17 protein-coding genes and 1 tRNA gene are annotated in these 16,889 nt (G+C 59.4%); 12 read left to right on the top strand and 6 right to left on the bottom strand.

Going from position 1 to position 16,889, the window contains the following annotated elements:
• Positions 1 to 99 precede the first annotated feature (99 nt).
• Positions 100 to 1,335, top strand: coding sequence for a urate hydroxylase PuuD (locus SIB92_RS20690; RefSeq protein WP_412553784.1), 1,236 nt, complete (start codon positions 100 to 102; stop codon positions 1,333 to 1,335).
• Between the two features lie 60 nt (positions 1,336 to 1,395).
• On the opposite strand, the gene SIB92_RS20695 is transcribed toward SIB92_RS20690, so the two are convergent.
• The 3 genes from SIB92_RS20695 to SIB92_RS20705 form a co-directional block, all read right to left on the bottom strand.
• Positions 1,396 to 1,917 (bottom strand): hypothetical protein, encoded by a 522-nt coding sequence (locus tag SIB92_RS20695; RefSeq protein ID WP_412553785.1) that lies wholly within the window; start codon positions 1,915 to 1,917, stop codon positions 1,396 to 1,398.
• A 218-nt stretch (positions 1,918 to 2,135) separates the two neighbouring features.
• Positions 2,136 to 2,212 (bottom strand) — tRNA-Arg (locus SIB92_RS20700).
• A gap of 108 nt (positions 2,213 to 2,320) precedes the next feature.
• Positions 2,321 to 3,076 carry a DeoR/GlpR family DNA-binding transcription regulator gene (locus tag SIB92_RS20705; protein ID WP_412553786.1) on the bottom strand — a complete coding sequence of 252 codons (756 nt, stop codon included), beginning with the start codon at positions 3,074 to 3,076 and terminating at the stop codon, positions 2,321 to 2,323.
• A gap of 126 nt (positions 3,077 to 3,202) precedes the next feature.
• On the opposite strand from SIB92_RS20705, the gene glpD reads away from it, so the two are divergent.
• The 5 genes from glpD to SIB92_RS20730 all read left to right on the top strand — a co-directional run bounded on the left by glpD (position 3,203) and on the right by SIB92_RS20730 (position 9,277).
• Positions 3,203 to 4,804 carry a glycerol-3-phosphate dehydrogenase gene (glpD, locus tag SIB92_RS20710; RefSeq protein WP_412553787.1) on the top strand — a complete coding sequence of 534 codons (1,602 nt, stop codon included), beginning with the start codon at positions 3,203 to 3,205 and terminating at the stop codon, positions 4,802 to 4,804.
• 180 nt (positions 4,805 to 4,984) lie between these two features.
• Positions 4,985 to 7,201 (top strand): NADP-dependent isocitrate dehydrogenase, encoded by a 2,217-nt coding sequence (locus SIB92_RS20715; protein ID WP_412553788.1) that lies wholly within the window; start codon positions 4,985 to 4,987, stop codon positions 7,199 to 7,201.
• A gap of 169 nt (positions 7,202 to 7,370) precedes the next feature.
• Entirely contained in the window at positions 7,371 to 8,426 is a 1,056-nt protein-coding gene (locus tag SIB92_RS20720; protein WP_412553789.1) for a hypothetical protein, read from the top strand.
• A 439-nt stretch (positions 8,427 to 8,865) separates the two neighbouring features.
• The gene (locus SIB92_RS20725) at positions 8,866 to 9,006 is read left to right on the top strand and encodes a hypothetical protein (protein ID WP_412553790.1); all 141 of its coding nucleotides are present in this window, start codon (positions 8,866 to 8,868) and stop codon (positions 9,004 to 9,006) included.
• Between the two features lie 133 nt (positions 9,007 to 9,139).
• Positions 9,140 to 9,277, top strand: a complete 138-nt coding sequence (locus SIB92_RS20730) for a hypothetical protein (protein ID WP_412553791.1) — start codon at positions 9,140 to 9,142, stop codon at positions 9,275 to 9,277.
• A gap of 37 nt (positions 9,278 to 9,314) precedes the next feature.
• Here SIB92_RS20730 and SIB92_RS20735 read toward each other — a convergent pair whose 3' ends face one another.
• Positions 9,315 to 9,779: an Lrp/AsnC family transcriptional regulator gene (locus SIB92_RS20735; RefSeq protein ID WP_412553792.1), complete on the bottom strand. Its 465-nt coding sequence runs from the start codon at positions 9,777 to 9,779 to the stop codon at positions 9,315 to 9,317.
• Between the two features lie 186 nt (positions 9,780 to 9,965).
• Between SIB92_RS20735 and SIB92_RS20740 the strand changes: the two genes are divergently transcribed.
• From SIB92_RS20740 to SIB92_RS20765, 6 genes are all read left to right on the top strand, one after another.
• Positions 9,966 to 10,382: an acyl-CoA thioesterase gene (locus SIB92_RS20740; RefSeq protein WP_412553793.1), complete on the top strand. Its 417-nt coding sequence runs from the start codon at positions 9,966 to 9,968 to the stop codon at positions 10,380 to 10,382.
• Entirely contained in the window at positions 10,379 to 11,431 is a 1,053-nt protein-coding gene (locus tag SIB92_RS20745; RefSeq protein ID WP_412553794.1) for a pyridoxal-phosphate dependent enzyme, read from the top strand. The genes SIB92_RS20740 and SIB92_RS20745 overlap by 4 nt, the downstream gene beginning before the upstream one ends.
• Positions 11,424 to 12,581, top strand: a complete 1,158-nt coding sequence (locus SIB92_RS20750; RefSeq protein WP_412553795.1) for a M24 family metallopeptidase — start codon at positions 11,424 to 11,426, stop codon at positions 12,579 to 12,581. The genes SIB92_RS20745 and SIB92_RS20750 overlap by 8 nt, the downstream gene beginning before the upstream one ends.
• 5 nt (positions 12,582 to 12,586) lie before the next feature.
• Positions 12,587 to 13,330: an Asp/Glu racemase gene (locus SIB92_RS20755; protein WP_412553796.1), complete on the top strand. Its 744-nt coding sequence runs from the start codon at positions 12,587 to 12,589 to the stop codon at positions 13,328 to 13,330.
• Positions 13,331 to 13,412: 82 nt separating this feature from the next.
• Positions 13,413 to 14,360, top strand: coding sequence for an NAD(P)-dependent oxidoreductase (locus SIB92_RS20760; RefSeq protein WP_412553797.1), 948 nt, complete (start codon positions 13,413 to 13,415; stop codon positions 14,358 to 14,360).
• 70 nt (positions 14,361 to 14,430) lie between these two features.
• Positions 14,431 to 15,015, top strand: coding sequence for a hypothetical protein (locus SIB92_RS20765; RefSeq protein WP_412553798.1), 585 nt, complete (start codon positions 14,431 to 14,433; stop codon positions 15,013 to 15,015).
• A 129-nt stretch (positions 15,016 to 15,144) separates the two neighbouring features.
• Here the strand turns inward: SIB92_RS20765 and SIB92_RS20770 are convergent, their stop codons facing one another.
• Positions 15,145 to 16,059 carry a tyrosine recombinase XerC gene (locus tag SIB92_RS20770; RefSeq protein WP_412553799.1) on the bottom strand — a complete coding sequence of 305 codons (915 nt, stop codon included), beginning with the start codon at positions 16,057 to 16,059 and terminating at the stop codon, positions 15,145 to 15,147.
• A gap of 7 nt (positions 16,060 to 16,066) precedes the next feature.
• Complete coding sequence (locus tag SIB92_RS20775) at positions 16,067 to 16,777, bottom strand: DUF484 family protein (RefSeq protein ID WP_412553800.1); 711 nt, start codon at positions 16,775 to 16,777, stop codon at positions 16,067 to 16,069.
• Positions 16,778 to 16,889: the final 112 nt, after the last annotated feature.

A 16,889-nucleotide genomic window follows, 5' to 3' on the forward strand; every position in this document is an offset into this window, starting at 1 on the left:
TGTTCTGAAATTTTTGATACTGCTTGGCATTTAGAGGGAATTCCGAAAGAAAGCCCTGTCGCGTAGACTGGTTAAAATTCGAATCTAGGGGAGACCGCCATGTACGATATGGCAATTCTATGGGACTGGATCGCGTTCTCGGTGCGCTGGCTACATGTCATCACCGCCATGGCTTGGATTGGCGCGTCGTTCTATTTCATCGCATTGGACCTGATGCTGAAACCAGCCAAACACCTGCCCGAAGGCGCCTATGGCGAAGAGTGGGAAGTGCACGGCGGCGGCTTTTACCACACCGTGAAATACCTCGTGGCCCCTTCCGAAATGCCGGAGCACCTGACCTGGCACAAATGGCAGAGCTACACTACCTGGCTTTCCGGTGCAGCGCTGTTGATGATTGTCTACTGGGTCGGCGGTGAGCTCTTCCTGCTGGACCCAACTAAAGCGGATCTCACCCTGTTCCAAGGCATCCTGATCTCCGGCGGCTCTTTGACTATTGGTTGGCTGGCGTATGATTTCATGTGCAAATCCAAGCTCAGCGAGCAGCCAACCCTGCTGATGTTGCTGCTGTTTGCCATTCTTGTGGTCATGTCCTGGGGCTACAACCAGATCTTCACCGGCCGCGCCGCACTGCTGCATCTTGGGGCCTTTACCGCCACCATCATGACCGCCAACGTGTTCTTCCAGATCATGCCGAACCAGCGCATTGTTGTGGACGACCTGAAAAACGGCCGCACGCCGGATGCCAAATACGGCAAGATCGCCAAGGTACGCTCCACCCACAACAACTACCTGACCCTGCCGGTGGTGTTCCTGATGCTGTCCAACCACTACCCGCTGGCCTTTGCCACCGAGTATGCCTGGATCATCGCCAGCCTTATCTTCCTGACCGGCGTCACCATCCGTCACTACTTCAACACCATGCACCGCACCGGCAAAGGTCCGCTTTGGACCTGGTTGATCACCGCGCTACTGATGGTGGCCATCGCCTGGCTCTCCACGGCGCAGACTGGCGAGACCTATGAGGAATCCGAGGCGCGCGAACTGACCGCCTACGAGCAGAAGTTCGCCTCCGCAGAAGGTTTTGAAGACGCCTACTACGCAGTCACCGGCAACTGTTCCATGTGTCACGCCCGCGAGCCCTCCTGGGAGGGCTTGCATTGGGCCCCCAAAGGCGTGGTGCTGGAAACCGAAGCAGATGTCGCGCGCCATGCGGAGCAGATTTACCTGCAAGCGGGCCGCACCCACGCCATGCCGCCCCCCAACGCCATCGAGATGGACCAGGAAAGCCGCAACTTGATTGTGGCCTGGATCAGGGAGGTCCGCAGCGGCGGGTGAGGTCGCGCAGTGAAATGGAGAAGTTTGGGGCGCGATTTGCGCCCTTTTTTGTGTGAAACGCTAACGGCTTGTTGCGATCTGGGCAGGTGATGGGAAGTCAATGACCTGGCCATAGTCGCTTGGCTTTAAGGTCACGCCAACTAACACATATTCGATTGTGTCCCGGTCTCCAGCCACTGGCAGATAGAGTTCAGACGTGCTGCGGAAAGATGTGAGTGGTCCGGTGTAGGGCAAGGCAATGTGGAGCGGCAGCGGATGTGTCGCAGCCTGTACAAAGGCTCCCCACATTTTTGATCCAGGTCCTTTGCCGGGGTGGGTGGACAGCTTTGTTCCGGTGAAGACCTTGCTCAGCGTCTTCTTGATTTTGCTGCGCACATAGAGCCCTTTGAAGTCAATTGGTTCTCCAGTTCGGGAACGCAGGACTTCGTAAATGGACAAGATGCCAGGTTGTGTCTGCGGGCACGGCAGCCCGATGTTCGTAAACCGCGGTAGGGCTGCACCAAGCGCTGCATCGCGCCAGATAAAATACAGTTGTTTCAGCTCAGGTTCGAGCCTTGCTACCGAGAAGTTGGAGCCTGTCATGTGTTGTGTGGTCTCTTTTTGGTGGCCCTTTTTCTGTCACGCGATCGATGCGCCCTCCCAAAACCCCGGACGCCTGCAAGGAATCCCCTTCCTGCGTTTAGGAAGCGTAGCACAAAACCTCCACATGTGCCTGTTGGCGCAAAAAACCGTCCGCACATTTTTGTGAGAAATAAGAGAGGGAGGTGGCAATACCGGCTTACACTGCCAGTGCTCATAAGTGGCGACCCCTGAAGGACTCGAACCCTCAACCTGCTGATTAGAAGTCAGCTGCTCTATCCAGTTGAGCTAAGGGGCCATCGCCAAACGGCCAGCAGGTCGCCCTGCGCCGTCACCTTTCTAATAGCCGCGCCAGCTTGTCAACGGCGCGGGTGGGAAAAGTGGAAAACCAGTGCCATAGGCGCTCTTATCCCGAGAGCACCTCGGTGCCTTTGCTGGCACAGACCTCGGCCAAAGTGTCGGGGATTTCATCCGTATAGAGCCGCGCGACATCGGCAAAATCCAAAATCTTCGCCGGAGCGTTGCGTTGAAACTTGGAATGATCCGCCAAAAGCCAGGTTTCCCGCGCACCGGCCAAAGCGGCGTGGGACACAGCGATCTCGTCGATGTCAAAATCATAGGCAACGCCGGTCTCCGACACCGCCGAACAGCCGAGGATGGCATAGTCAAAGGCAAAGTCGCGCACCATCCGCGCCGCCACTGGACCCACCAGTCCGCCGTCTTCCGCGCGCGGGCGCCCGCCGGTCACAAGCACGTTGCACCGCGCGTTGCCGGACAAAATCCGCGCCACATTGAGGTTGTTGGTCACCACCAATAACCCATCGTGGCCCAGCAATGCGCTGGCCAGTGCCTCGGTGCTGGTGCCGATGTTGATGAACAGGGCGGAGCCATTGGGGATGTCCGCCGCACAGCGGGCCGCCATCGCTGCCTTGGCATCCGCGTTCACGCGCCCGCGCTCTTCATAAGCAATGTTGCGCACACCGGAGGGCAGTACCGCACCACCATGTACCCGCTCCAGACGCCCGGCATTGGCCATTTCGTTGAGGTCGCGGCGAATGGTTTGCACCGTCACATCAAAATGCGCGGCCAGCCCTTCAACGGTGACTTTGCCCTCGCTCCGGGCGATTTCGAGGATTTCTCTCTCGCGAAAACTGCTCAGCATGTTCGTTACTTTTCGTTTGTGCTCACCCTCAGTGGCAGGCGGATGGCACGTTTTCAATGGAAATTATCCACATCACGCGGAATTTCCTTGACCGAATGCGCGTTTTGGGTTCGTAAGGGTGCGAAAATGTTCGAAGGTGTTCTTATGGAAGCGCAAACAGAAAATCCGGTGGATCTTTTTGTCATTGGTGGCGGTATCAACGGCTGTGGCATCGCGCGAGACGCGGCCGGGCGGGGGCTCTCCGTGGAACTGGCCGAAATGAACGATCTGGCTTGGGCCACATCCTCGGCCTCGACCAAGCTGTTCCACGGTGGTCTGCGTTATCTTGAATACTTCGAAGTCCGTCTGGTACGTGAAGCGCTGATCGAGCGCGAAACCCTGCTGCGCGCCATGCCGCACATCAGCTGGCCGATGCGCTTTGTGCTGCCAATGCACAAGGACATGCGCTTTGAAAATGACACGCCGACTTCCAAACTTTTGAGCGTGGTCATGCCGTGGATGAAAGGCCGCCGCCCCAGCTGGCTGATCCGCATGGGGCTTTTCATGTATGACCATCTCGGTGGCCGCAAAATCCTGCCCGGCACCCGCACCGTGGATCTCAAAATCGACGAAGCAGGCTCGCCGCTTCAGGAGAAGTTTGTCAAAGCCTTTGAATATTCCGACTGCTGGGTCGAAGACAGCCGCCTTGTGGTGTTAAACGCCCGCGATGCCGAGGCGCGCGGGGCCACCATCCGCACCCGCACCAAGGTGCTCTCCGCCCAACGCGGTGACAATTTCTGGCACATCGAGATGGAGGACGTCGACACCGGTGCCCGCCGCACCACCCGTGCCAAGGCGCTGGTCAATGCCGGTGGCCCATGGGTGGCCGATGTCATTCGCGGCGTGATCCAACAGAATTCCTCCGCTGGTGTTCGCCTTGTCCGTGGCAGCCACATCGTCACCAAACGCCTGTTTGACCACGACCGCTGCTACTTCTTCCAAGGCTCCGATGGCCGCATCATCTTTGCCATTCCGTATCAGGAAGACTTCACCCTCATCGGCACCACCGATCAGGAACACACCCACGCCGACGTGGCCCCCACCTGCACCGATGAGGAGGCGCAATACCTCTGCGACTTCGCCTCAAACTACTTCAAGAAGCCGGTGACCATGGATGACATCGTCTGGCGCTACTCTGGTGTGCGCCCGCTTTACGATGATGGCGCCTCCTCCGCACAGGCAGCCACCCGCGACTACGTGCTGAAACTGGACGACAGCGGCGCCCCGGTGCTCAACATCTTTGGCGGCAAAATCACCACCTATCGCAAGCTGGCCGAAGCGGCGATGGAAAAACTCACGCCATTCTTCCCGGAGGCCACGGCCCCCTGGACTGCGGGCGTAGCGATGCCCGGCGGCGACTTTGAGGTGCATCAGGTGGGTGACAAGATTGCCGAGCTGCAACGCGACTACCCCTTCCTCACCGATGCCTGGGCCAAGCGCCTGATCCGCGCGTACGGCACCGAAGCGCCAGAGATGCTCGGGGCCGCAAAATCCGCTGCTGATTTGGGCGCAGACTTTGGCGCCACGCTCACCGCTGCTGAGGTCGACTGGCTCATGGCGAAGGAATACGCGCGCGCCGCCGCCGATGTGGTTTGGCGCCGCTCCAAGCTCGGTCTGCGCCTCAACGCGCAACAAATTGCCGCCATCGACAGCTATATGGCTGCAGCGCGGCAAAAAGCCTCTGCCTGAGACCCAACCGAGAATTGATCTTTGCGCCCCATCGGCCTATACGAAGCCCGCACGCTGCTGTTGTGCGGGCTTTTGAGTCTGCGCGAGGGCGGAGGAGAACCATTCGGATTTTGTCAGGTCATCCCGACCTGATCCCGCAAGTCACAGAACACCCCTGACGCAAAAAAGGTAGTGAGAAACATGGCTGATAAAAAATCGCCCGACATATTGTATACCATTGTAGACGAAGCGCCTGAGCTGGCCTCCGCCTCCTTCCTGCCGATCATTCGCAAGTTTGTTTCCGCCGCTGGTATCACCGTTGGCACCCCGGACATTTCCCTTGCCGGTCGCATCATCGCCACCTTCCCGGAAAACCTGACCGACGATCAGCGTCAGTCCGACGATCTGGCCGCGCTGGGCGAACTGGTGAAGACCCCAGACGCCAACGTCATCAAGCTGCCAAACATCTCCGCCTCTGTGCCACAGCTGGTTGCGGCCATCGAAGAGCTGCAAGGGCAGGGCTACAACATCCCGTCCTACCCGGAAGACCCACAGTCTGACGAAGAGAAAGCCATCCGCGCACGTTACGACGGCATCAAAGGCTCCGCTGTGAACCCGGTGCTGCGCGAAGGCAACTCTGACCGTCGCTCCGCCCGCGCGGTGAAGAACTTCGCCCAAAACAACCCACACTCCATGGGCGCATGGGAAGGCTCCTCCAAGACCAAAGTGTCTTCCATGCCGGGCAACGACTTCTACGCAAACGAAGTTTCCGCCACCATCTCCGCCGATCAGGCGGGCGATGCAAAGATCGAATTTGTTGCCAAAGACGGTGCCGTGACCGTGCTCAAAGACAGCTACCCGCTGGAAGAAGGCACAGTTGCTGACGCGACCTTCATGTCCGCTTCTGCGCTGGGCAGCTTCCTCGCGGACGCCATTGAAGACACCAAAGCCGACGGCACCATGTTCTCCCTGCACATGAAAGCCACCATGATGAAGGTCTCCGACCCGATCATCTTCGGCCACGCCGTAAAAGCATGGCTGGGTCCTGTTTGGGACGCACACGGCGAAGCGATTGCCGCAGCCGGTGGTTCCCCGAACTCCGGTCTGGGTGCGGTTCTGGCCGCGATCGACACGCTGGACAATGCCGAGGCTATCAAAGCCGAAATCGCCGCGCTGGACCGCCCATCCATGTACATGGTCGACAGCGACAAAGGCATCACCAACCTGCACGTGCCGTCCGATGTGATCATCGACGCCTCCATGCCAGCGGTGATCCGCGCAGGCGGCAAAGGTTGGGACGAGACCGGCGCCAAGGGTGACACCAACTGTGTGATCCCGGATCGCTGCTACGCGTCTGTCTATGACGAAAGCATCAACTTCTTCAAAGCCAACGGCGCGCTCGACGTGACCACCGCAGGCTCTGTGGCCAACGTGGGTCTGATGGCGCAGAAAGCCGAAGAATACGGCTCCCACCCAACCACATTTGAAGCCCCAGCGGCGGGCTCCATCCGCATCGTTCTGGAAAATGGCGACGTGCTGCACTCCCACGATGTAGAGACAGGCGACATCTGGCGCTCCTGCACCGTGAAGAAAGCCCCAATCGAGAATTGGATCGAGCTGGCCATGGACCGTCAGCGCCTGACCGGCTCCGAGGCGATCTTCTGGCTGGACGCAAACCGCGCCCACGATTCCGAGCTGATCAAATACGTGACCCCGGCGCTGGAAGCGGCTGGCAAAGCCGACCTGTTCCAGATCATGGCGCCTCGTGAGGCCACCGCGCAGTCGCTCAAAACCATCACTGCCGGCAACGACAGCATCGCCATCACCGGCAACGTGCTGCGCGACTACCTGACTGACCTCTTCCCGATCCTCGAGCTGGGCACCTCCGCCAAAATGCTCTCCATCGTGAAGCTGATGAAAGGTGGCGGCCTGTTTGAAACCGGTGCCGGCGGTTCTGCACCAAAGCACGTGCAACAGCTGGTCGAAGAAAACCACCTGCGCTGGGACTCCATGGGTGAGTTCTGTGCCCTGGGTGAAAGCCTGAACTTCCTCGCGGACGTCAAAGGCAACGCAAAGGCGGGTGTTCTGGGTGTGGCTGCCGAAGCGGCAACCCAAGGCATTCTGGACGACAACCGTTCGCCTTCGCGCAAGGTAGGCCAGCCAGACAACCGCGACAGCCACTACTGGTTCGCCCGCTACTGGGCCGACGCGCTGGCAGCACAGTCTGACGACGCTGACCTGGCGGCCGAGTTCGCAGGTGTTGCCAAAGCCTTGGCAGATGGCGAAGAAGCCATCTTGGCCGAGCTCGCAGCCGCCCAAGGCCCTGCAGCCGACATCGGCGGCTACTTCCGCCCATCGGTCGAGCTGAAAGCCAAAGTCATGCGCCCAAGCGCCACGCTGAACGCGATCATCGGCTAAGGCTGACGCGATCGGTTGAAACAAGGAAGCCGCCCTGAGAGGGGCGGCTTTTTCAATTTGGCTAAACATTTTGTATTTGCGCCCCGCGCGCCCAAATTTCACCGCATTCTTTGTGTCTCTTTTCTTCGGGTAACCCTTGGATTTATTTGTTGGTTAAGGCAGACGGTTCATGCACGACGCGTTGGAAAATTACACACAAAAGCTTTATCAGCATTCAATTCGAGAATGGCCCCTACCAGGGTGTTTTTTTGAGTTGCATCACCAAGTGGAGAAACTCCCACTTGGATGGCAGGCTCTGGATATTCTGTCGTCAAAGTTCAAAGAACCTTGGCCCGAAAAATTGGATGACTTGCCCCGGAAGTTGTCGGTACTTTTTCGCTACCTTGTGGCTCGCTTTGAGCTTCCGAATGCGGACTACGAGCAATGGACCGAGACACAATATGGCAAATGGGGAGAGGACAATTTAGCCGGCCTTCTAGAGAGTTGGGGCCCCAAGACGGTCACTGGTGTGGAGCAATTTAGCTTCGAATTTGGGGATGAGTTGTCATTTCGGTATGCCTATCCACCGTCCTGGACGCATAAGCACATGATTGAAGAGGCACGGCGGGCCTATGAGTTGTGTGGGTTAAGGCTTGACCGGTCGGTGGGTTCTGAAAACGCACTAATTCTGGCGCAGAGCATTCCTGTTCCTGAAGTCTGGCACAGTATTTTAAGTATTCGCGTCCTATATGAGATGGAGAATAATCTGGACGTCGTAAAATGGATCACGAGGCAGTCAAATTGTGACGCAGGATCCGCATTATACGCAATGTTCTCCCTCAAATACTACAGCGAGGGCGAGCCGGGTTATGATCCTAACAGTGCAAAAACTAAATTGTACAAAGATTTGCTTACTAGGTTGCAGTCGGGATTCTACGTCACTGCCGCCTTGGTAAGCCACTATCCTTCTCAGTTGGATCAAATACCAGAACATTTGCGCCCTTTCGTGGAGCATATCGGCGTTTCCGACCCATTGCCTCCAAGGGGGACATTGTTTTCCCCAGACGATCAGTGTGTGGTTTACGGATGCGCAGAACGCTATGAATGCGACATGTCAGGTGACAGAACGCCGGCAGTGAGTGCTATTCTGTCAGACCTGCCTGCACCGCCAGTTCACAATTCCTTCGGGCGCACGATTGCCCAACTCGGAAAGCGAGTTTTTCGTAGACCGCCCCAACCTTCTTGAATGCCACTAGGCCTCGCTTGCTAGTTCCGTCACGTGACCTAACTTCGGCGGAGTTTGGAAAAGCCTGACTTTCCATCCCCCCCCATCAGGACACCCGCCTACAACCACGCTCACCATCGACCCGCACCGTCTCAAAACCGTGCGCAAGGCGCGTAAGCTGGGGCGCCCGAAGCTGGTGAGCCTCACCGAGCGCCCGCTGACCTTGCTGGACCCCCTTTAGCAGCCCCGTTCAAAAACAACGCACAGCGCTCTAACCGCCACGCACGCGATCTCCTCATCCACCCCCACAACTTCCGGTTCTGGGGATCACCTCCCCCCCATTCCCATGTCGCTTTCCACTTAAAACCGGCACGTTACCCTCGTAACTTGTCTGGTTTGTGAGTTGTGCGCCTTTGGGGAGGGCCTGACGGCAAACAGGACCTTGGCACTAGGACCAACCATGGGGCGCTTCCAAAAATTCTGTGAGAAACACGATCTGTGTCGCAACATCATGCTGGCCGCGATGTTCCTCGGCATCGCTTACGGCGTGGCGTCGTTGGTGATTTACGCGGTGCCCAACACCGTTGAGAGCGCCCCTTAGGCCGCATCGATGCGGCTCGATTGGCGTGGCTTCCCGTCTTTGGCAGCGCCGCCATAATCTCTGGCGCAGATTCTGAAGGCAGCACATGTCAGCGCTACCATCTCTGCTGTGTACCCAACACGCGAGACCAAGCATGAAACACCTCAAGACCTACTGTCGGGGGCGCGCGTGGTGTGCTGACTTGAAAGTCGCGGCCACGTTCTTCGCCCTTGCGGCCATCGGCGCCTTTGTTGTGCTGCAGGTCGTGCCAGCCAATTTGATTGGCTATTGATCCCCAAAGGGGCGCGCGCCGTCCCTTTTCTTGCTGCCTAAACCGGCACCTGCAATCCGGCTTTCACCCGATCAATCACGACATTGCTGTGAAACCGGCGAATGTTCGGGTTGTCATTGAACACGTGGCGGCTGAACTCCTCATAGGCGGTCATATCCGGGGCGGTGACCACCAGAATAAAGTCCGCCTGACCCGTGACATAGTAGCATTGTTGCACATCATCGAGTTTCAGCATCGAGCGGCGGAATTCATCAAGCAGGTCCGTGCGCTCGCGCTCCATCTCGACCTCCACGACAAAGGTCATCGGCCGCCCCACCGCCTTGGCAGAAACCACGGCAATGTCCGCCTCCACAATCCCTTCATCACGAAACCGCTTTAACCGTCGTTGCACCGCAGAGCGCGAGATGCCTGCAATCTCGCCCAACTCATCCGCCGTCAGCCGGTTGTTCTTCTGAATGGCGGTGAGCAGGCGGCGGTCGATGTCGTCCAGATTGGCGGTCATTTGTGTCTCATTGGCGGAAACTGAGGGAGATTTGCTCATCCTGTGAAGGTTTCTGAGCAATCTGCCCAGATCTTTACGCTAGCCTTTGAGCCTGAACCCTCTCCTGTCAACCCCGCACAGCCCATTGCCTTTCCCCGCAACCCCACCCACTCTGACCGTCAAAGCAATCTCAGTCGGATCCAAGCCATGCCTTTTACTTTCGAAAACCACCACAACGTTGTCTTTGGCGACTGTGATCCGGCGGGCATTGTCTACTACCCCAACATCTACCGTTGGATGGACGGCACGTTTCAGCGCTTTTTGCAGCAATACGGCGGCCATGCCGCTGTCTGTGAACACCTCGGCGCAGTGGGACTGGGCCTGATGGAAACCCATGCCAAATACCGCCGTCCGCTTAAAGATGGCGACGCCTTGACCATCCGCATGGAGATTACCGAGTGGTCCGCCAAATCCTATCGGCTGATCCATCGCGGTTACGTTGGCGACGATTTGGCGTTTGAAGGCACCGAGGTCCGTGCGCTGTTTGAACATCGTGACGGCCGCATGCGGGCAGGGGAGGTGTCTCGTTTGAAAACTTACCTAGAAAGCCGATCCGAGCCATGACTGAAGCCCTGAAAAACCCTCATCGCGGTATCGGCCTGCCGACCCGCCAATCCGAAACGCTCCCGAGCCGCGACGCCACAGCGATTGCCAAACTGCTCGCCCTGTGCCCCGCACACGCCGAAACGCCCCTGCGCGACATGCCGAACCTCGCTGCCACTTTGGGCGTGCATAGCTTCCACATCAAAGACGAACGCCCCCGCATGGGCCTTGGCTCTTTCAAAGCTCTCGGCGCCGCTTACGCCATCGCCTATGACGCGGCCCGCACGGACCCAACCGACTGGACCACCGCCTTGACCGGCCGCACCTATGTCACCGCCTCGGCGGGCAACCACGGCATGTCCGTCGCCGCTGGCGCGCGCATTTTTGGCGCCAAGGCCGTGATCTATCTGTCCCACACCGTGCCGCAAGCCTTTGGCAAACGACTGGAAGCGCAGGGGGGCACGGTGGCCTGGGCCGGTGACGACTACGAGGCCAGCATGGAGGCAGCCGCGCAAGCCGCCAAAGCCAACGGCTGGACGCTGCTGTCCGACAGCACATGGGAGGGTTATGAGGACAGTGGCTACCGTGTCATGGAAGGCTATTTGCAAATGGCCTCAGAGGCCGCCACGCAAATCTCCGTACCTCCCACGCATATCTTCCTGCAAGCGGGCGTCGGTGGTCTCGCCGCCGCCGTCGCCGCCTATGCCCGCGCCACTTGGGGTGACGCGCCCGATATCACCGTGGTCGAACCCGAAGCCGCCCCCGCACTCATTGAATCCATCCGCGCAGGTCAATTGGTCGACACCACCGGACCCGTGTCCGACATGGGGCGGCTCGATTGCAAAACCGCCTCCATGGTGGCGCTCAACGGATTGGCGATGGATGCGGACAGCTTTGTCACCATCTCCGAGCAGGAGGCGCAGGGCACGGTGGATAGGCTCAAGTCCCACGGTATCGCAAGCACGCCCTCTGGCGTAGCCGGTGTCGCCGCCGCGCTTCTGAAACGTCCCAATCTGCCGACTGACGCCCGCGTGTTGTGCTTCGTCTCCGAAGGACCCGAAGATGCTTGAACGTGGCTTTCTCTTTGAGGAGTTCCGCACCCGCATCACCCGCCTGCAAGCCGCCATGGCAGACGCAGGCGAAACAGCACTCCTGCTGACCTCACAGGTCGACATCTTCTACACCACCGGCTTCCTCACCCGTTTCTGGGAAAGCCCCGCCCGCCCGTGGTTTGTCATTGTCCCGGCGCAGGGCGATCCCATCGCCGTGATCCCCTCCATCGGTGCGGACCTGATGTCCAAAACCTGGCTCACCGACATCCGCACCTGGGACGCGCCTTTTCCCGGTGACGACGGCGTCAGCTTGCTCTCCCAAACCCTTGCTGGCATCGTGCCGGAGACCGGCACCATCGGCCTGCCCATGGGCCTCGAAACCCACCTGCGCATGCCGCTTGCGGATTACCACCAGCTCACAAAAAACCTCGCCCCGCGTCGCTTCGTTGATGCCACCAATACGGTGCAGCGCACGCGCGAAATCAAATCCGAATCCGAGGTCGCCAAAATCCGCGCCGCTTGCGCCGTGGCCGACCGTACCTTCGCACGCATCCAAGACTTTGCCGCTGAAGGTCGCACCCACGCCGAGGTCTTCCGCGACTTTCAACGCACTCTGCTAGAGGAAGGCGCCGATTGGGTTAGCTACACCGCAGGCGGGGCGGGTCCCGGCGGCTACGGCGACGTGATCTCTCCAGCGACGGACCAACGCCTGACCGCAGGTGACATCCTCATGCTCGACACCGGCGCGGTGCGGGATGGCTACTTCTGCGACTTTGACCGCAACTACGCCATCACCCACGCCGATGACGCCGCCAAACGCGCCTATGAACAGCTCTTTCATGCGACCGACCACGTGCTCGACACGCTCAAGCCCGGCCACACAGCCAGCGATGTGCACGCCATGTTTGTCGATAGCCTGACCAAGCAAGGCGCCACCCCCGGCGGCGGTCGCCTCGGCCACGGTCTGGGCATCACGCTCACGGAATGGCCCAGCTTCACGCCGCATGACCACACGGAGCTGCGCGCGGGTATGGTGCTCACGCTGGAACCGGGCGTCGAGATCGCGCCCGGCCTGTTTCAGGTGCACGAAGAAAACATCGTCCTGCGCGACACCGGCCCTGAGCTCTTGTCCTCCCGCGCGCCCGCATCCCTGCCCATTCTGAGGTAACACCCATGGAGACCGTCCCTTTCACCCTTGGCACCCCGGCGTCCGGCCGAACCACCCTAGGCCTGATTGTGCTCAAGTTTGACGAAACGCTGGAACAGGACTTCCGCCGCCTGTTCCCGTCCCGTGATCTCTCAATTTACACCAGCCGCGTGCCCTCTGACCCAGAAGTCAGCCAAGACACGCTGCTGGAAATGTCCAAAACCCTGCCAGCCAGTGCATCCCTTTTCCCACCCGCCGCAAACTTCGACGTGGTTGGTTACGGCTGTACCTCCGGCACCACCATGATCGGCGCAGACAAAGTGGCTGGTCTCGTCAAACAGGGCGTCCAAACGCCCGCAGTGACCGATCCGCTGACGGCATCCATCGCCGCCTGCCACGCGCTGGGCATCTCTCGCCTTGGCATGGTCACGCCCTATGTCGAAAGCGTCTCCTTGCCGGTGAAACAGGCCTTTGAGGCCGCAGGCATCGCCGTGCCGCATCTGGTCTCTTTTGGCGAGGCCGGGGAGGAAAATGTCGCCCGCATCGATGCCGCTTCTGTGAAAGCCGCTGCCTTGCGAGTGGGGCATCAAGACGTCGATGCCGTCTTCCTCAGCTGCACCAACCTGCAAACGCTGAATGTGATCGACAGCCTGGAGGCCGACCTCGACAAGCCGGTGTTTGGCAGCAACCTCGCGCTCGCCTGGCATATGGCCAAGTTCTCCGGTGCCAAACTGGCCCCCAACGCCCCGGGCCGTCTGCTAAAACGCTAAAAACGTCCTCTCCTTGTCGGTATCAGGCCTGCTACCGGGGCACTCCCTGCGCAGGCTGACCCCAACAACAGGGAGACTGGCCATGAAAATCGGCTTCATCGGATTGGGCAACGTCGGCGGCAAACTGTCTGGCAGCCTGCTGCGCAATGGCAAAGACCTCTATGTGCATGACCTCAACCCCGATCTGGTGGCAGAGAAAGCCGCCGCAGGGGCCAAACCCGTGGCCGGTCCCGCCGAAATGATGCGCCTCTGCGATGCGGTCATCACCTGCCTGCCGTCCCCCGCGGCCTCTGACGCGGTGATGCAAGTGATGCTGCCCGAGGTCAACGAGGGCAAAATCTGGATGGAGATGTCCACCACCGATGAGGCCGAGGCCAAACGCCTCGGCGCTCTGGTCATCGAGCGCGGCGGCGCCGCGGTGGATTGCCCGGTGTCCGGCGGTTGTCACCGCGCCGACACTGGCAACATCGCCATTTTCGCAGGCTGTGACCGCGCCACTTTTGAGCGCATCCTGCCGCTTCTGACCACCATGGGCCGCCGCATCCTGCACACCGGCCCACTTGGATCCGCTTCCGTTCTGAAGGTGGTCACCAACTACCTCGCCACCGCGCATCTGGTCGCCTCCGCCGAAGCGCTCACCACCTGCAAAGCGGCTGGCATGGATCTCAACACCGCTTATGAAGCGATCCGCATCAGCTCCGGCAATTCCTTCAGCCACGAAACTGAGAGCCAAGTCATCTTGAACGGCTCCCGTGACATATCTTTCACCATGGATCTGGTGAAAAAGGACATCGGCCTGTTCCAAGACGTCGCCGACAGGGCAGGGGTGCCGCTGGAACTCAATCCGCTGATGATCTCGATGTTTGACGACGCCATCGCCCGCTTTGGCGAACGCGAGTTGAGCCCCAACATCATCAAACGGCTGGAGGAGGCCACAGGCCTGTCTGTTCTCGCGCCCGGCTTCCCGCCGGAGATGGTCGACGATGAGCCTGAGGAACCCGGTTACGAGGTGATCCCCACAGGCCGATAACCCTCTGTTTATGTTGCCCGCTGCTCCCCGTCATGTTCTTTGAAAGGAAACGACAGCGGGACCAGATCCTATGCTCAAAGACCTGTGGCAGTTTCTCAGCAGCTTGTTTGCCCCAACTGGCGCGAGCAGGCAGGCGTCTGCGTCGGCCCAAGAGGTGCCGAAGGTCGAAATCCTAAAGCTGTGGCAAAAGAAGAACGGCGCAGGCGGCACGCTCTGGGCGGAGGTCCACAACCCAAGTGCGCAGGATTTGGTTTTTGGCGACCTGATGTTGCTCCTGATGTACACCGCGCACCCCGGTGGGGGCTTGATGCAGGGCGGGCATGCCACGATGGCGCTGACCATTTCGCTGCAGCAAAGCACCACCCTACCAATTCCGGCACATCAGACCACAACCCTGCGGCTCTACCGTCCGGGAGATGTTGTGGAAATCGCTCCGCCAAAGACACGGACCGATGCACGTCTGAACGCAGTGTTGGCGCGCGACCATCTGAGATTTCTGGCCGCCATTCAGGCCGAAGGGCATCTGCTGGGAGCCTTGACGGTTGACCCGCAGGCGACATGGCTTGAACTGCGCGTCCCCGATCGGCGCCGGCGGGATGCAAATGCCGGGCGCATGCTGCGGCATGACACCTACAAGCGGCCATTCATGCGCTAATGAGACCTGAGGGCGTCACGCAACGCCCGCAGCCTTAACCCTTGAGCGCAACAAAACGCACCTCCGCAAAACAGTCGTGATACCGACAGAATACCGACGTGATTTTGGGGCCAAAACCGAAGGGTTAATTCAGGCCTTCGGATGGGTCTTGTTATAGACTTCCATCAATCGCGCCGCATCGACTTGGGTGTAGGCCTGCGTCGTTGACAAGGACGCATGGCCCAAGAGCTCCTGAATGGCGCGTAAGTCCCCGCCAGCGCTCAACAAATGCGTAGCGAAGCTGTGCCGCATCGCGTGCGGCGTGGCGCTCGCAGGCAGGCCCAGCTGCTGCCGCGTTTGCTGCATAACCTTCTGAACTTGTCGTGGATTAAGCGCCCCGCCGCGCACCCCGCGAAACAACGGGAGATCTTCGCTAAGTGCATGAGGACAAAGGCGAATATATCGCGCCACAGCATCGCGCGCCGCGTCGATCACCGGCACCACACGCTCCTTGCCGCCTTTGCCAACAATGCGCAGCGCATTGGGCAAAGGCACATCCGCACCGGTCAGCCCCAAGGCCTCAGAAATCCGCAAGCCGCAGCCGTAAAGCATTGTAATCACGGCGATATCACGCGCGCCGACCCAATCTTCCTGTGACTGGAATTCTACCGTTTCAATCACATCTTTGGCGGCATCCTCGCTCAACGGGCGGGGCAGTTTGGCCTGAAACTTCGGCGCGCGTGTGGCCAGAACCGCCGTAGGATCACAGCCTTCCTTTTCGGCCAGCCACCGGTAAAAACTCTTTACGGACGAGAGCTTACGCGCCAGTGAGCGTGGCGCAATGCCGCCAGATCTCGCACTCGCCATCCAGCTGCGCATGTCCGGCACGCCAATCTCCATCAAAGGCGCCAGCCCCTGCGGGCCGCCCTTGTGCATGGTCATAAAGCTCAGGAACTCGATCAGATCTCGCTGATAGGCCGCAATCGTGTTGTCAGATGCGCCGTGCAACGCCACTTTATGGGCCAGAAATCGCTCTACCGCATCACTGGCCGCCCCGCTGATCATGGGCGGCTCACGCCAGCCAACGGCGCATCGCCCGTTCAAACACCCCAGCAAAAAACGCCAGTAGATCAGTGCCTTGCTGCGGTGTGAATTGATGTGGGTCTTCTGCACCCATCACCAACAAACCGGGCAAACGGCCGGTGCCAAGGTCCAACTTCAAGCAGGCCTCAGAGCGGATCCAATCGGCGTCGTCCCCATAGACCACCGAACCCCCACCCTGCACTTGGCGCAACGTCACCTGCCGCTGTGGTATATTGCGTCCACCGGTCAAATACTCTTCAACAAACCCAGGAGTCGCCGTCGACAAAACATCACCCAACCGCGCGATATTGGCGTCACCTTCGGTCTCTGCCTCGGTTTCCAGAACCAAGCGCACCGCATCGACGCGCAAAATATCGGCCACTTCACCGCCCAAATCGTGCAGGAAGCCTTCAAATTCCACCGGATCGAGCATCCGCAGAATGGCGCGATGCACCTGATTGGTACCTGCCAGATTGTCATAGGCGGCGGCAATCACGCTGCGATGGGTGTCTTCCAGCCGGTCTAGACGCGCCTCAAGCCGCTCCATGGCGATGCCGCGCAAGTCCACGATGTTGCCGCCCATGGTCTTTTCGTTGGCGGCAATCAGCGCCCGCATCAGATCCCGGTCTTCCAGAATTACATCGGGTTGCGAGATGATTTTCTCGCGCATGTCATCTTCGATTTTTGGAGTGCTGCTCATGTCGTCGCCATTTTTGGTCGTTGCGGCAACCTTATCAGAGCGTTTCAACAAATGCCGCAACTTTTTTGCGATGCAGCGCCGTGCCCGCGGGCTTATGCCGGTGGCTTCATTT

It is taken from the genome of Shimia sp. MIT1388, assembly GCF_047124445.1.
Lineage (GTDB): Bacteria > Pseudomonadota > Alphaproteobacteria > Rhodobacterales > Rhodobacteraceae > Shimia.

Bases quoted from the DNA above. Each gene is read 5' to 3' on its own strand.
- SIB92_RS20745 (WP_412553794.1), top strand. From the start codon at position 10,379: ATGACTGAAGCCCTGAAAAACCCTCATCGCGGTATCGGCCTGCCGACC.
- SIB92_RS20750 (WP_412553795.1), top strand. From the start codon at position 11,424: ATGCTTGAACGTGGCTTTCTCTTTGAGGAGTTCCGCACCCGCATCACC.
- SIB92_RS20720 (WP_412553789.1), top strand. From the start codon at position 7,371: ATGCACGACGCGTTGGAAAATTACACACAAAAGCTTTATCAGCATTCA.
- SIB92_RS20715 (WP_412553788.1), top strand. From the start codon at position 4,985: ATGGCTGATAAAAAATCGCCCGACATATTGTATACCATTGTAGACGAA.
- SIB92_RS20770 (WP_412553799.1), bottom strand. From the start codon at position 16,059: ATGATCAGCGGGGCGGCCAGTGATGCGGTAGAGCGATTTCTGGCCCAT.
- glpD (WP_412553787.1), top strand. From the start codon at position 3,203: ATGTTCGAAGGTGTTCTTATGGAAGCGCAAACAGAAAATCCGGTGGAT.
- SIB92_RS20725 (WP_412553790.1), top strand. From the start codon at position 8,866: ATGGGGCGCTTCCAAAAATTCTGTGAGAAACACGATCTGTGTCGCAAC.
- SIB92_RS20755 (WP_412553796.1), top strand. From the start codon at position 12,587: ATGGAGACCGTCCCTTTCACCCTTGGCACCCCGGCGTCCGGCCGAACC.
- SIB92_RS20760 (WP_412553797.1), top strand. From the start codon at position 13,413: ATGAAAATCGGCTTCATCGGATTGGGCAACGTCGGCGGCAAACTGTCT.
- SIB92_RS20735 (WP_412553792.1), bottom strand. From the start codon at position 9,779: ATGACCGCCAATCTGGACGACATCGACCGCCGCCTGCTCACCGCCATT.
- SIB92_RS20775 (WP_412553800.1), bottom strand. From the start codon at position 16,777: ATGAGCAGCACTCCAAAAATCGAAGATGACATGCGCGAGAAAATCATC.
- SIB92_RS20705 (WP_412553786.1), bottom strand. From the start codon at position 3,076: ATGCTGAGCAGTTTTCGCGAGAGAGAAATCCTCGAAATCGCCCGGAGC.
- SIB92_RS20690 (WP_412553784.1), top strand. From the start codon at position 100: ATGTACGATATGGCAATTCTATGGGACTGGATCGCGTTCTCGGTGCGC.
- SIB92_RS20740 (WP_412553793.1), top strand. From the start codon at position 9,966: ATGCCTTTTACTTTCGAAAACCACCACAACGTTGTCTTTGGCGACTGT.
- SIB92_RS20695 (WP_412553785.1), bottom strand. From the start codon at position 1,917: ATGACAGGCTCCAACTTCTCGGTAGCAAGGCTCGAACCTGAGCTGAAA.
- SIB92_RS20730 (WP_412553791.1), top strand. From the start codon at position 9,140: ATGAAACACCTCAAGACCTACTGTCGGGGGCGCGCGTGGTGTGCTGAC.
- SIB92_RS20765 (WP_412553798.1), top strand. From the start codon at position 14,431: ATGCTCAAAGACCTGTGGCAGTTTCTCAGCAGCTTGTTTGCCCCAACT.